Origin of the sequence: Streptomyces sp. NPDC045431, assembly GCF_040646655.1 — a bacterium.
Classification (GTDB): Bacteria; Actinomycetota; Actinomycetes; order Streptomycetales; family Streptomycetaceae; genus Streptomyces.
The window spans coordinates 859,105-872,202 of the sequence record NZ_JBEZAQ010000001.1; the positions used below are offsets into that span (position 1 = coordinate 859,105).

Here is a 13,098-nt window from a genome sequence, read left to right on the forward strand (position 1 = left end):
GGTCACGCGGCCGCCCGCTCAGCGGAAGGCGCGCCCGCCCCATGCACCGACCCGACCACCCGCGCCGCCCATGGCGGCGACGCCTGGCCCCGGTGGCCGTCGCCGCCGCCCTCCTCGCCGCCGTGTGGGTCAGTCGCGCGCAGGACACCGCGACGACGGGTCCGGTGACCGGGACGGCGACCGGCAGCGGGGCCGACGAGCAAGCCGCCCGGGCCGCGGCGCAGAGCCACCTCGGCCTCCTCTCCGGCGGCGACTGGTCCGGTGCCTGGGCCGACTTCAGCGGCGACACCCGGGAGCGCGTACCGCGCGACACCTATGTCCGCGTGCACCGGGCCTGCCACCCGCTGCTGGCCGTCCCCCTCCAGGTGGTGCGCGCCGTCCCCGTAGGCGTCCGCACCGTCGAGGCCCACTGGGAGGGCGGCGGCACGTCGGGCACCCTGCGCATGCGGTACGAGGACGGCCGCTGGCGCGTCGCGATGACGCCCGACCAGCTCGCCCCGTACGCCCGGGGCGCCGACACCGCGATCGCCGGCCTGCGCCGGAACGGGCGGTGCGGGGACGGGGTCAGGCCGACGCCCGCCGCACCAGTTCCGTCCGCAGGATGACGTGCCGCCAGGCGGTCCCGGCACCGGTTCCGGCGCCGCTCCCCGCCGCGGCGCCGCGCTCGTCGATGCTCTCCATCAGGACCCGGGCCATGGCCCGCCCCATCTCCTCCACCGGCTGGCGCACCGTCGTCAGCCGGGGATCGGTGTGCTGCGCGATCGGCGAGTCGTCGAACCCGACCACGGCCACGTCCTCCGGAACCCGCCGCCCCGCCGCCCGCAGCACCTGCAGGGCGCCCGCCGCCATGACGTCCGACGCCGCGAAGACGGCGTCGAGCCCGGGGTGGCGCTCCAGCAGCTCCCGCGTCGCCCGGCGCCCGCTCTCCTCGGTGAAGTCGCCCCGCGCCGTCCAGGCCGGGTCCGGCTCGCGGCCGAACACCTCCCGCATCTCCTCCCGGTAGCCGCGCAGCCGGCACCGGGCCCCGTACATGTCGAGCGGCCCGGCGATCGTGGCGATGGCACGCCGCCCCGAGCCCGCCAGATGGCGCACGGCCGCCCGGGCGCCACCGACGTTGTCCGAGTCGACGTACGACACGGACTCGTCGCTGCGCCGCCGTCCGCTGAGCACCGTCGGCACGTCCAGCTCCGCCAGCAGGTCCGGCAGCGGCTCGTCGTCGTGCACCGACACCAGGAGCACCCCGTCGACCCGCCCGGCGCGCGCGTACTGGACGAAACGCTGCCGCTCCTTGTCGCCGCGCACCAGCGTCAGCAGCAACTGCATCTCGGTGTCCGCCAGCCCGGCCGTGACGCCGTGCACGATGTCCGAGAAGAACGGCTCGGTGAAGAACCGCCGCGCGCTCTCCGCGATGACCAGGGCCACCGCGTCGCTCCGACTCCCCGCCAGGGCCCGGGCGGCCCGGTTCGGTACGTAGCCGAGCCGGTCGATCGCCTGCTGCACCAGCACTCGGGTGGCCTCCTTGACCCCCGGCGCGTTGTTGACGACCCGCGACACCGTGCCCCGCCCCACACCGGCGAGCGCGGCCACTTCCTCCAGCGTGGGCGGGGCCGAGCGTCCGTTCGCCGCCATCGCATGACCTCCTGGGATCGGGCGGAGTTGATCAGGGGTTCATGGAAGCACCGGACACGCCCGCGCCGCACCGGTTGATCCCATGTATTACACGCCGTAAACCTGGACCGGGCTCCCACGCGGCGAAAATCGTGCACCTCCGCACCCCCGCAGCCCGCACCATCCACCCCCACCTCCCGCGAGGAGTCCCATGCCGGCAGCACAGGCCGTCGACCGCTACTTCCGTATCAGCGAGCGCGGATCGAGCGTGGCGCGCGAGATCCGCGGCGGGTTCGCCACGTTCTTCACCATGGCGTACATCCTCGTCCTCAACCCGCTGATCCTGGGCAGTACCGAGGACAGGTTCGGCACCCAGCTGTCCACCGGGCAGCTCGTCACCGCGACCGCGCTGGTGGCGGCCGTGATGACGGTGGCCATGGGGCTCGGCGGCAACCTGCCGCTCGCGCTCGCCGCCGGGCTCGGGCTCAACGCGGTCGTGGCGTACCAGCTGGCGCCGCTGATGAGCTGGGACGACGCGATGGGGCTGGTGGTCCTGGAGGGCGTCCTCATCTGCGTCCTCGTCGTCACCGGGCTGCGCGAGGCGGTGATGCACGCCATCCCCAAGCCGCTCAAGCAGGCCATCAGCGTCGGCATCGGCATGTTCATCGCGTTCATCGGCTTCATCGACGCGGGGTTCGCCACCCGCATCCCCGGCGAGACGGGGTCCGTGCCCGTGCAACTCGGTGCCACCGGGCAGCTCTCGGGGTGGCCGGTCCTCGTCTTCTGCCTCGGTGTGCTGCTCACCATCGCGCTGATGGCACGCGGGATGCGCGGCGCGATCCTCATCTCCATCGTCACCATGACGGCCGTCGCGATCGTCATCGACGAACTCGCCGACATCAAGCCGCTCGCCTGGGGTCTGACCGTCCCGTCGTTCCCGGACCACATCGCCGCCCTCCCCGACTTCGGACTCGTCGGCTCCTTCAGCCTGTTCGGCGCGTTCGAGCAGGTCGGGGCGGTGACGCTGGTGCTGCTGGTCTTCACGCTGCTGCTGAGCGACTTCTTCGACACCATGGGCACGGTCGTCGGCGTCTCCAGCGAGGCCGGCCTCCTCGACGAGCGGGGCAGGGTGCCGAACCTCGGCCGGGTGCTGCTCATCGACGGCGCGGCGGCGGTCGCGGGCGGCGTGGCGTCCGCCTCCTCCAGCACCTCCTACATCGAGTCGGCCGCCGGTGTCGGCGAGGGCGCCCGTACGGGCTTCGCCTCGCTCGTCACCGGCGCGCTGTTCGGGCTCGCGCTCTTCCTCACGCCCCTCGCCACGGTCGTCCCCGCCCAGGCCGCCGCACCCGCCCTGGTCGCCGTCGGCTTCCTGCTGATGGCACAGGTGCGGCACATCGACTGGCAGTCGTACGAGATCGCGATCCCGGCGTTCCTGACGATCGCCGTCATGCCGTTCACGTACTCCATCACCAACGGCATCGGCGCGGGCTTCCTCGCCTACGTCACCCTCAAGGCGGCCCTGGGCAAGGCCCGTGAGGTCCACCCGCTGCTGTGGGGCGCGGCGGCGCTGTTCGCGGTCTACTTCGCGATCGACCCGATCGAGCAGCTGCTCGGCGCGTAGCGGAGGCGGAGCCGGCGGTCCGTCCCGCTCAGCCGCCCGTGGCCAGGGCGGCGACCCGGTCGGAGACCGCGAACTCCGTCGCGCACTCCGGGCAGGTCGCCCGCCCGAAGAGGTACGTCACGCCCCGCGCGACCCCGGCCTGCCCGGCCTCGCTCGCCATCCGGTACAGCCGCTGTGCGATGCCCGTCAGCTCGGACGGCTCGGCGGGGTGCGTCTCGGCCTCCTCGTCCTCGGAGTGGTCACCGAAGACGACGAAGGGCATCGCCCCGCACTCGGGGCACTCGACCTCGAACTCCTCGTTGAACAACCCCTCCAGCGAGTCCGACCAGACCGGTACGCCCTCGAACGCCAGCAGGCACTGCGTGAAGTAGACGAAGGTGCTCGCGTCGTCCGCCGGGCAGGCCGCCAGGCACTCCCGCGCCACCGGCAGCAGCTCGGCGATCTCGCCGGCGTACCGGGCCCGGCGCTCCTCGTCGGCGGCGGAGGCGATCAGCCCGGCCATCAGCACCGCCTGCTCGCGGTCGCCGGGGGCGCGGCCCGCCGCGATGGCCGCGAGGAACGGCAGAGCGGCGAAGCTGTCCTCGTAGACGGAGCCCTGGTGGCAGAGGTCGTTCCAGAGGTCGTTCCAGACCGCGTCGTCGTGGTCCCCGCCGAGCAGGGCGAACCGGTGTGTCATGCCGCCACATTCTGCCGCGCCCGGCCCTCGTACCGGAGCGCGGCCCCCGTCACCACCGCGCCGAGGCCCTCCCACAGGCCCACGGCCAGGAAGCCGGCCGGGGCGCGCCCCGCGAGGACCGCCGCGGTGAAGACCGCGCAGGTGAGGAGCCGGAACGGCACCGTCCACCGGAAGAAGGGCTTCCAGTCGGCGAGCGCCGCCAGGACGTAGTAGACGCCCATGTTGACCGCCGCCATCGAGGAGGCGGTCAGGAACGTCAGGGTGTGGTCGCCCTCCGCACGCCGGGCGCTCGGTATGGCCTCGAAGCCCATGACGGCGAGCAGACCGTCCGGAGCGGCCAGCCCGAGGGCGCCGAGTGCCGTGGCGCAGAGGCCGAAGACCGCCATGGTCCAGCCGGAGAGGGAGCGGGGGAGCGGGGCGGGGCGGGGGCGGGACAGCGGGCACACGGTGGGCCTCCAGACGCTGGGAGCGGGCCAGGGGGTGGTGCCCCCTGCATACCGTGTGCCGGGCAGCGGCCCGCGCCCGGGGCCGTGCACATCCGACCCGGCCCGCGCCCGGGGCCGTTCACACCCGACCCGGCCCGCTACGTCAGCGCCGCCTCCATCATCGCCCGCGCCACCGGCGCCGCCAGGCCGTTGCCGCTGACCTCCGCGCGGCGGGCGTCCGAGTCCTCCACCAGGACCGCGACCGCGACCTCCTCGCCCGTCTTCGCGTCCTTGGCGTACGAGGTGAACCAGGCGTACGGCTTCCTGCTGTTGTCCACGCCCCGCTGGGCCGTGCCCGTCTTGCCGCCGACCTCCGCGCCGTCGATCCGGGCGTTGTCGCCCGTCCCCTTCTCGACGACGGTGACCATCGCGCTGCGCAGCTGCTCGGCGGTGGCGGACGACACGATCCGGCGCGCGTCCATGTCGTCGTACGACGCGAGGGTGTCGCCGTCCCCGTCCACGACGCGGGAGACCATGTGCGGGGACTCCAGCACACCGTCATGGGCAAGGGCCGCCGACACCATCGCCATCTGCAGCGGCGTGGCCGTCACGTCGAACTGGCCGATGCCCGTCAGCGCCGTCTGCGACGGGTTCAGCCCGGTCGGGTAGACGCTCGGGTACGCCCGCACCGGGACGTCCAGCTCCTTGTCGTTGAAGCCGAACTTCTCCGCCATGGCCCGCACCTTGTCCTGCCCCAGGTCGACGGCCAGCTTCCCGAAGACGTTGTTGCAGGAGTACTGCAGCGCGGTGCGCAGCGAGGCGTTCTCGCAGGGGGCCGACGGGTTCTCGTTCTCCAGCGGTCTGACCGTGCCCGGCATCGTGTACGGGTCCGGGCTCCGCGTCGGCTCGTCGACCGACCCGTACAGCCCGTCCTCCAGCGCCGCCGCCGCGACGACCAGCTTGAACGTGGAGCCCGGCGCCACCGGCTGCCGTATCGCCCGGTTCACCAGCGGTTTGTCCTCGTCGGTGGTCAGCTTCTTCCAGGCGTCGCCGTCCGCCGACCCGGCGATCGCCGACGGGTCGTACGACGGGGTGCTGACCATGCCCAGGATCCGCCCGGTCTTCGGGTCGATGGCGACGGCCGCGCCCTTGATGTCGCCCAGCGCCTCGTACCCGGCCTTCTGCACCACCGGGTCGATGGTCGTCAGCACGTCACCCGGCTTGGTGGGCTCGCCGGTGAGCGCGTCGAGCGGGTTCTTCAGCCGGGGGTCGGTGCCGTGGAGGACGTCCTGGTAGATGCCCTCCAGCTGGGTGGCGCCGTACGCCTGCGAGCCGTACCCGGTGACCGCCGCGTACAGCTCGCCGTCGGTGTAGGTGCGCTGGTAGCGCAGGTCGCCGCCGTCCGTCCGCTTCGATCCGGTGACCGGCGAACCGGCCACGACGATGTTCCCGAGCGGATGGGCGTACTGCTCCATGACGTTCCGCCGGTTGTGCGCGTTGTCCGCGAGCGCCTTCGCCTCGTACGCCTGCACCCATGTCGCCCGCAGCAGCAGGCTGAGCACCAGCAGGAGGGAGAAGACCGCGGCTCTTCTGATCGTCTTGTTCATCCCGTCCAGGAGGACGAACGGGACGGCGCGAGGCGTTCCACGAGGACGGGCTTCTCAGGGAATCCTCATCCGGGCTGCTCGGCGGGGACGATGAAGCCCGACTCGTACGCCGCGATCACCGCCTGCGTACGGTCCCGCGTCCCCGTCTTCGCCAGCACCGCCGCCACATGTGTCTTCACCGTCGCCGGGCCGACGCCGATCCGTCCCGCGATCTCCGCGTTCGTCAGGCCCCTCGCCATCAGCCGCAGCACGTCCGCCTCCCGGTCGGTCAGCCGCGCCGCCCACGGCGGGGCGGCCGCGCGCGCCCTCGGGCCGTACGCCGCCGCGAGGCCCCGCAGCGCCGACGGGAACAGCAGCGAGTCGCCGCGTGCCACCAGCCGCACCGCGCCGACCAGCTCCTCGACCGCCGCCCGCTTCAACAGGAACCCGGCGGCCCCGGCGCGCAGCGCGTCGTACACGTACGCGTCGTTCTCGAAGGTCGTCACTACCACGATCCGCGGCGCGGCCTCCCCCATCGAGGCCACCAGCCGCTCGGTGGCGCGGATGCCGTCGATGCCGGGCATCCGCACGTCCATCAGCACCACGTCGGGGCGCAGCTCGCGCACGACCGTCACCGCCTCGGCGCCGTCCGACGCCTCGCCGACCACCTCCAGGTCCGGTTCGGCGCCCAGGACGACACGCAGGGCGGTGCGCACCATCCGCTCGTCGTCCGCCAGCACGACACGGATCACGGGCGGGATCGCGGGCCCGGTCACCGGCCGGGCCCCGTCAGCGGCAGCTGCGCGGACAGCCGCCACACGCCTCTGTCCGGGACGGGGTGTCCCCCGGCCCGGCCGCCCAGCAGGCGGGCCCGGTCGGCGACGCCCCGCAGGCCGTGGCCGCCGCCGGGGCGGGCGACGGCGGGTGTGGCGGGCAGCGGATTCTCCATGGTGATCTCCAACTCCTCCTCCTTGACGGCGATGCGCACCGACACCGCCGCTCCGGTGGCATGCCGGGCGGCGTTCGTCAGCCCCTCCTGCACGATCCGGTAGGCCTCGCGCGACACCGGCTCCGGTACGCCGCCGAGATCGGCGCCGCCCTCCACGGCGAGCGCCACCGTGACGCCCGCCGCCGACACCAGCCCGTCCAGCGCCTCCAGACCGGGGCCGGGGCCGGGCAAAGCCTCCGCGTCGTCCTCGCCCTGCCGCAACAAGCCCAGTACGGCGTCGAGTTCGCCGACCGTGCGCCGCGTGGTCTCCTCGATCGCGGCCAGCGCCTCCCGTACGAACGCGGGATCGGTGTCCAGGACCCGGCGCGCCGCCCCGGCCTGGAGCGTGACCGCGCTCAGCGCATGGCCCACCGAGTCGTGCAGCTCGCGCGCGAGCCGGTTGCGTACGGCCAGCTCGGCGGCGCGCCGCTCCGCCGCCGCGAGCCGGTCCGCGGGCGTCGGCCCCAGCAGCCGCGGCGCCTGCCGGGCCAGCAGCGCCCCGGTGCCGACGGCCGCGGCCATGAGGGCGACGAGCGACAGCAGCCCGGCGGGCGGCCCGCCCCACACCAGCCACGCCTGGTCCAGCGACCAGGAGGAAGCGACCGCCGACGCGCGCAGCGACTCCGAGAACGGCAGCACCATCAGCGTGACCGCGAACGGCGGCAGCGCCAGCGTCGCCCCGCTGACCAGCGCGCCCAGGCCCGCGTGGAGCGTGAACCAGCCGGCCGTGCGCCGGCGCGCCGCCCACGACCTCGCCGGGCCGTCCGCGTACCGCTCCGGCGCCACCCCGCACAGGCTCCGCGCCGCCGCGACCGACAGCGGCCGGGCGAGCGGGAAGAGCGCCGTGACCGCGGCGAGCGGCAGGGCGACCGCGTACGCCGCGAACTGTGCGGCCAGGGAGGCGCCGAACAGGCCACCGGTCGGGTCGACGAACGGCCCGACGACGACCGTGCCCACGAGCCAGTACGGCATCAACAGGGCGCCGCCCAGGATGAGGTGGAGCCAGCGCAGTCGCGCCCGGCGCCCCGGCAGTACGGTCCGCAGTACGGCCCGCAGCCCGGCCCGCAGCCGGGACCGGAGCGAGGTCCGGACGCCGGTCGCGCCGGTCACGCCGGTCGTGCCGGTCACGCGGCACGCCGCCGGAGGCAGGCGGCCAGGCAGCAGGCGAGCAGGATCCCCGTGATCATCTCGCCAGCGTAGGTCAGCGCCATGAGCGCGGTGGGCGCGTTCGACGGATCGTCCATCGGCATCAGCAGCGTGAGCAGCAGGTACCCGCCCCAGCAGCCCACCGCGCCCGACCCGACCCACGCCGCGACCAGCGGTACCTTCGGCGCGCGCGAACGGCTCCGGCCCGCGCCGTACACGAGCGCCAGGACGCCGGCCACGGCGACGACGGCGAACAGCGCGCGCACGCCCTCCAGGGCGTGGAAGTCCGACGAGCGCTCGGCGATCCGGCGGGCGGGCAGCCCGGCCGTCGAGCCGGTCGCCCACATCAGGTGTACCGCGCACAGCGCCGCCAGCGGTACCGACGCGACCACCGCGACGATCCGCGCCCACGGCCCGGCCGGCCCGGCCGCCGGGGCCCGCCACACGCGCCCCCAGCGGTCCCGCGCGTAGAGCGCGAACAGTGCGCCGAGTGTGAGGCCCTGCACGATGAAGCCGCTGTACACCACCCCGAAGACCCACTCGTCGAGGAACGGCTCCTTCGGCACCGGCGCGGAGCCCCCCCGGCTCAGAATCTGGACCGGGAAGCCGACCATGATCGGGGCCAGCAGGCCGGTCGCCGCCCACATCGGGAGGGCGAGCAGCCAGGCCCGTACGCGCAGGCCCCACCCCTGGGTCAGCAGCAGCGCCAGCACGATGACCGCCCCGTCCATCAGCACGGTCACGCCGTTGACGGCGGCCATCAGGGCCCGGTCCTCCAGCAGCACGCTGCCGTCCGGGATACCGACGCGGCTCCCGGCGATCCAGGCGGCCTTGAGGCCGAGGTAGGGCACGCAGGAGACGACGGCGAGGGCGCGCAGCACCCGGCGGGCGCTACCGGGGCCGGCGGCACGCGGGCGGTGCGGCGTGCCCCTGCGGTCGGACGCGGGGGCGGGCGTGCCGTCGGACCTGCGGTCGGGTGTGCGGAGCGGGGGCGTTGTCATGCCTCCACCCTCCCGGCCGCACCGCCCCGCACGCCTCCTGCGCACCGGTGAACCGCCTCCGCCGTACGGCGGAGAAGGGTCCATCCCCAGGGGGGAGCCGGTCAGCGAGCGGGCCAGAGAGCCGGTCAGAGAGCCGTTCAGAGAGCCGTTCAGAGCCTCCGGGTCGCCAGCGTCAGCCGGTCGCGGGCGTCGAACAGCGCGTCCTTGATCATCTGCTCATGCGCCGGGGTCAGCCGGGCCACCGGTACCGAGCAGCTGATCGCGTCACGCGCCGGGGTGCGGTACGGGACGGCGACGCCGAAGCAGCGCAGACCGAGCGTGTTCTCCTCGCGGTCCACGGCGTACCCCTGCTCGCGGATGACGTGCAGCTCCGCGATGAGCTTCTCGCGGTCCGTGACGGTGTGCTCGGTGAGGGCGGGCAGCGTCTCGGGGAGCATCTTGCGCACCTGCTCGTCGCTGTGGGTGGCGAGCAGCGCCTTGCCGAGCGAGGTGGAGTGGGCCGGCAGTCGGCGCCCGACCCGGGTGAACGGCCGCAGGTAGTGCTGGGACTGGCGGGTGGCGAGGTAGACGACGTTGGTGCCGTCGAGCCGGGCCAGGTGGATGGTCTCCGTGGTGTCGTCGGAGAGCCGGTCGAGGGTGGGGCGGGCGGCGGCCACGACCTCGTCGCCGTCGATGTACGACGTACCGACCAGCAGGGCGCGGACGCCGATGCCGTAGCGCGTGCCGGTCGCGTCGGTCTCCACCCAGCCGAGCTCCACCAGCGTGCGCAGCAGCATGTACAGGCTGGACTTGGGATAGCCGACGGCCTCCTGGACGGCGGCGAGGGAGTGCATCCCGGGGCTGCCGGCGAAGTACTCGAGCAGTTCCACCGTGCGGACGGCGGACTTGACCTGCGCTCCGCCGGATTCGGTAGCCGACATTCGACCTCGCCCCTCTTGTGACACGCCACGCCCGTCAATAGAGTCCCATTCAGAATCAGGAACGCTGTTCAGAATACCGAACAACTCCGCAGGGTTGAAAGGACGTCGTGGTGTCAGCAGCACAAGTCTGGAGCGTCGACCCCCGCACCGGGAAGCGACGGGAGCAGGTTGCGGTGGAGGCCACAGCCGCCGACGTCGACAGCGCCGTGCGCGCCGCGCACGCCGCCCGGGGCTCGCTCGCCGACCGCACGGTGCGCGCCGCCTTCCTGCGGACGGCCGCCGACCGCCTCGACGCCGCCCAGGACCGGCTCGTCGCCGCCGCCGACGCCGAGACCGCGCTCGGCACCGCCCGCCTCACCGGCGAACTCGCCCGTACCCGCTACCAGTTGCGCGCGTTCGCGGACCTGGTCGACGAGGGCGCCTTCCTGGACGTGATCATCGACCACCCGGACGACACCGCCACCCCGCCCGTCCCGGACCTGCGCCGCTACAAGGTGCCGCTGGGCGTCGTCGCCGTGTACTCCGCCTCCAACTTCCCCTTCGCCTTCTCCGTGCCCGGCGGCGACACCGCCAGCGCGCTCGCCGCCGGCTGCCCCGTCGTCGTCAAGGCCCACCCCGACCACCCGGCCACCTCCGAGCTGGCCGCCGAGGTGCTGCGCGGCGCCGCCGCCGAGCACTCCCTCCCCGAGGCGGTCGTCGGCCTGGTCCACGGCTTCGAGGCGGGCGTCGAGCTGGTCCGCCACCCGCTGGTCGCGGCGGCCGGTTTCACCGGCTCGGTACGCGGCGGCCGGGCGCTCTTCGACGCGGCCGCCGCCCGCCCCGTACCCATCCCCTTCCACGGCGAACTCGGCTCCCTCAACCCCGTCGTGGTCACGGAGGCCGCCGCCGCCGAGCGTGCCGAGCAGATCGGCACCGGGCTCGCGGGGTCGATGACGCTCGGCGTCGGGCAGTTCTGCGTCAAGCCCGGCCTGGTGCTCGCCCCGGCCGGCCCGGCCGGCGACCACCTGGTCAAGTCGCTCGCCGACGCCGTCTCCACGGTCGACGAGGGCGTCCTCCTCGACCACCGGATGCGCGACCACTTCGTCGCGGGCGTCACCGAGCGCGCCGCCCTGCCGGACGTGGAGGCGCCCGTCACGGCGGGCGCCGGCGGCGAACACACCGTCCGCCCCGGCTTCCTGACCGTACCGGCCGCCCGGCTCGCCGCCGAGGGCCCGCACGACCTGCTCCTGGAGGAGTGCTTCGGCCCCGTCACGGTCGTCGCCCGGTACGAGGAAGGCGACGAGGTCACCTCGGTCCTGTCGCGGCTCCCCGGCAACCTCACCGCCACCGTGCACCTCTCCTCCGAGGAGGCGGACGGCGCGGGCGACGGCGCCGCGATCCTCGCCGAACTCACCCCGCTCGCCGGCCGGGTGCTCGTCAACGGCTGGCCCACGGGCGTCGCAGTCGCCCCCGCCCAGCACCACGGCGGGCCCTACCCGGCCACCACCTCGACCTCCACCTCCGTCGGCGCCACCGCGATCGAGCGCTGGCTGCGCCCGGTCACCTACCAGTCGACGCCGGAGGCACTGCTGCCGCCGGAGCTGCGGGACGACAACCCGCTGGGCCTGCCGCGCCGGGTGGACGGCCGCCGGGAGGGCTGAGGCCGCTCGGCCGGCCGGCACCGCCCACCGGCGGAGCCCGGCCGGCCGAGCCGCGTGGCCGCCAGCGCGGTCACCGCGAGCAGCGCCGCGCTCACCACCAGGCTGACCCGCATGCCGTCCACGAAGCCGCCCGCGGAACCGGCGCCGGAACCGGCGGCGAGCTCCCCACCCGCGACCAGCGTGCCGAACACCGCGATGCTCAGCCCGCCCGCCGTCTGCCGCGCCGCGTTCAGCAGCCCGGCCGCCGTGCCCGCCCGCTCCGCCGGAACCGCCTCCATCATGGCGGCGATCAGCGGCGGCAGCGCGAAACCGCAGCCCAGGGCGAAGGGCGCCAACGACACGGCGAGCAGGGCGAGGGGCGTGGACGCGTCCACGTACAGCAGGAGCGACAGGCCGACGACCGCCAGGACCTGGCCGGTGACGATCGGCAGGCGCGGGCCCCGGCGGGCGGCGACCTTGGCGGAGAACACGTTCACGAACGCCAACAGGCCCGTCATCGGCAGGAACATCAGCCCCGCCGCCAGCGCGGACAGGTGCAGCACCTGCTGGAAGTACAGGCTGAGGACGAAGACGATGCCGTAGAACGCGACGCTCACGGCCGACCCGGCGGCGACGCACACCGCCACCGTGGTCGACCGGAACAGGCCCAGCGGCACCACCGGATGCGGGTGCCGCGCCTCGACCAGCAGGAACGCCGCGAACGACGCCCCCGTGACCCCCAGCGCCCACCAGGCCGCGGCCCCGCCCTCGATCGCCGCGAACGTCAGCGCGCCGAGTGCCAGCGTCGCGGTGAGCTGCCCCGGTACGTCGAGTGGCGCCGGGCGCGGCCGCGAGCGGGCCACGCGGCGCAGCAGCACGAGGGCGAGGAGTCCCAGCGGCACATTGATCAGGAAGATCCAGCGCCAGCTCCACGCACTGGTCAACGCCCCTCCCGCGACCGGCCCGAGGGCCATCGCGACCGTGCCGCCCGCCGCCCACAGCGACACCGCGCGGCCCCGCCGCCCCGGATCGGCGTACGCCTCGCGCACCAGCGCCAGTGACGCGGGCAGCATCACGGCGGCCGCGAGGCCCTGGACGGTCCGGGCGGCGATGAGCGACGGCAGTCCGGGCGCCAGGCCGCAGGCCGCCGAGGCGAGCGTGAAGACCACGACGCCCCCGGCGTACGCCCGGCTCGCGCCGATCCGGTCGGCGAGCGCGCCGGTGGACAGCAGCAGCGCGGCGAACGCCAGCGTGTAGGCGTCCATCACCCACTGAAGACCCGTCATCCCGGTGCCCAGGTCACCGCCCATGGCGGGCAGGGCGACATTGACCACGGAGGTGTCGAGGGTGATCAGCGCGAACCCGAGCAGCGCGGCGGCCAGCGCGCGTGCGGGCCCCGCGGGCGCGGTCCCCGCGGGCGGACGTGCGGTGGGAAGGGAGGGTACGAAGCGGCTTTCCGTGTCCATGCCGTACACCTTCGCGATCTTCGCGGCCGTACAGTAGCGGCC

At 74.4% G+C, this 13,098-nt stretch carries 12 protein-coding genes; 3 read left to right on the plus strand and 9 right to left on the minus strand.

Translation table 11 applies throughout. The features are described 5' to 3' along the window. Nucleotides 1–41: 41 nt before the first annotated feature. Entirely contained in the window at nucleotides 42–605 is a 564-nt protein-coding gene (locus tag AB0A69_RS03815) for a hypothetical protein (protein ID WP_361414921.1), read from the plus strand. On the opposite strand, the gene AB0A69_RS03820 is transcribed toward AB0A69_RS03815, so the two are convergent. Continuing rightward, nucleotides 565–1,629 (minus strand): LacI family DNA-binding transcriptional regulator, encoded by a 1,065-nt coding sequence (locus AB0A69_RS03820; RefSeq protein WP_361414923.1) that lies wholly within the window; start codon nucleotides 1,627–1,629, stop codon nucleotides 565–567. The genes AB0A69_RS03815 and AB0A69_RS03820 overlap by 41 nt on opposite strands. A gap of 190 nt (nucleotides 1,630–1,819) precedes the next feature. Here AB0A69_RS03820 and AB0A69_RS03825 point away from each other — a divergent pair, with 190 nt between their 5' ends. Next, a complete protein-coding gene (locus AB0A69_RS03825) occupies nucleotides 1,820–3,229 on the plus strand; it encodes an NCS2 family permease (protein WP_361414925.1) in 1,410 nt (469 codons plus the stop codon). A gap of 28 nt (nucleotides 3,230–3,257) precedes the next feature. Here AB0A69_RS03825 and AB0A69_RS03830 read toward each other — a convergent pair whose 3' ends face one another. The 7 genes from AB0A69_RS03830 to AB0A69_RS03860 form a co-directional block, all read right to left on the minus strand. After that, entirely contained in the window at nucleotides 3,258–3,905 is a 648-nt protein-coding gene (locus tag AB0A69_RS03830) for a hypothetical protein (RefSeq protein ID WP_361414927.1), read from the minus strand. Next, nucleotides 3,902–4,291: a hypothetical protein gene (locus AB0A69_RS03835; protein ID WP_361415213.1), complete on the minus strand. Its 390-nt coding sequence runs from the start codon at nucleotides 4,289–4,291 to the stop codon at nucleotides 3,902–3,904. The genes AB0A69_RS03830 and AB0A69_RS03835 overlap by 4 nt, the downstream gene beginning before the upstream one ends. Nucleotides 4,292–4,488: 197 nt before the next feature. Beyond that, nucleotides 4,489–5,937, minus strand: coding sequence for a penicillin-binding protein 2 (locus AB0A69_RS03840; protein WP_361414929.1), 1,449 nt, complete (start codon nucleotides 5,935–5,937; stop codon nucleotides 4,489–4,491). Between the two features lie 65 nt (nucleotides 5,938–6,002). Then, nucleotides 6,003–6,677 (minus strand): response regulator transcription factor, encoded by a 675-nt coding sequence (locus AB0A69_RS03845; RefSeq protein WP_361415215.1) that lies wholly within the window; start codon nucleotides 6,675–6,677, stop codon nucleotides 6,003–6,005. Nucleotides 6,678–6,688: 11 nt separating this feature from the next. Next, the gene (locus AB0A69_RS03850; protein WP_361415217.1) at nucleotides 6,689–7,948 is read right to left on the minus strand and encodes a histidine kinase; all 1,260 of its coding nucleotides are present in this window, start codon (nucleotides 7,946–7,948) and stop codon (nucleotides 6,689–6,691) included. An 80-nt stretch (nucleotides 7,949–8,028) separates the two neighbouring features. Beyond that, nucleotides 8,029–9,051: a hypothetical protein gene (locus AB0A69_RS03855; protein ID WP_361414931.1), complete on the minus strand. Its 1,023-nt coding sequence runs from the start codon at nucleotides 9,049–9,051 to the stop codon at nucleotides 8,029–8,031. Between the two features lie 149 nt (nucleotides 9,052–9,200). Then, a complete protein-coding gene (locus tag AB0A69_RS03860) occupies nucleotides 9,201–9,971 on the minus strand; it encodes an IclR family transcriptional regulator (protein ID WP_361414933.1) in 771 nt (256 codons plus the stop codon). A 110-nt stretch (nucleotides 9,972–10,081) separates the two neighbouring features. On the opposite strand from AB0A69_RS03860, the gene AB0A69_RS03865 reads away from it, so the two are divergent. Next, nucleotides 10,082–11,611, plus strand: coding sequence for an aldehyde dehydrogenase (NADP(+)) (locus AB0A69_RS03865; protein ID WP_361414935.1), 1,530 nt, complete (start codon nucleotides 10,082–10,084; stop codon nucleotides 11,609–11,611). Here AB0A69_RS03865 and AB0A69_RS03870 read toward each other — a convergent pair. Further along, nucleotides 11,515–13,056: an MFS transporter gene (locus AB0A69_RS03870; protein WP_361414937.1), complete on the minus strand. Its 1,542-nt coding sequence runs from the start codon at nucleotides 13,054–13,056 to the stop codon at nucleotides 11,515–11,517. The two genes, AB0A69_RS03865 and AB0A69_RS03870, sit on opposite strands and share 97 nt — an antisense overlap. Nucleotides 13,057–13,098: the final 42 nt, after the last annotated feature.

Excerpts from the sequence above, each read along its gene's own strand:
- AB0A69_RS03815 (WP_361414921.1), top strand. The coding sequence starts at position 42 with ATGCACCGACCCGACCACCCGCGCCGCCCATGGCGGCGACGCCTGGCC.
- AB0A69_RS03820 (WP_361414923.1), bottom strand. The coding sequence starts at position 1,629 with ATGGCGGCGAACGGACGCTCGGCCCCGCCCACGCTGGAGGAAGTGGCC.
- AB0A69_RS03825 (WP_361414925.1), top strand. The coding sequence starts at position 1,820 with ATGCCGGCAGCACAGGCCGTCGACCGCTACTTCCGTATCAGCGAGCGC.
- AB0A69_RS03830 (WP_361414927.1), bottom strand. The coding sequence starts at position 3,905 with ATGACACACCGGTTCGCCCTGCTCGGCGGGGACCACGACGACGCGGTC.
- AB0A69_RS03835 (WP_361415213.1), bottom strand. The coding sequence starts at position 4,291 with ATGGCGGTCTTCGGCCTCTGCGCCACGGCACTCGGCGCCCTCGGGCTG.
- AB0A69_RS03840 (WP_361414929.1), bottom strand. The coding sequence starts at position 5,937 with ATGAACAAGACGATCAGAAGAGCCGCGGTCTTCTCCCTCCTGCTGGTG.
- AB0A69_RS03855 (WP_361414931.1), bottom strand. The coding sequence starts at position 9,051 with ATGACAACGCCCCCGCTCCGCACACCCGACCGCAGGTCCGACGGCACG.
- AB0A69_RS03860 (WP_361414933.1), bottom strand. The coding sequence starts at position 9,971 with ATGTCGGCTACCGAATCCGGCGGAGCGCAGGTCAAGTCCGCCGTCCGC.
- AB0A69_RS03870 (WP_361414937.1), bottom strand. The coding sequence starts at position 13,056 with ATGGACACGGAAAGCCGCTTCGTACCCTCCCTTCCCACCGCACGTCCG.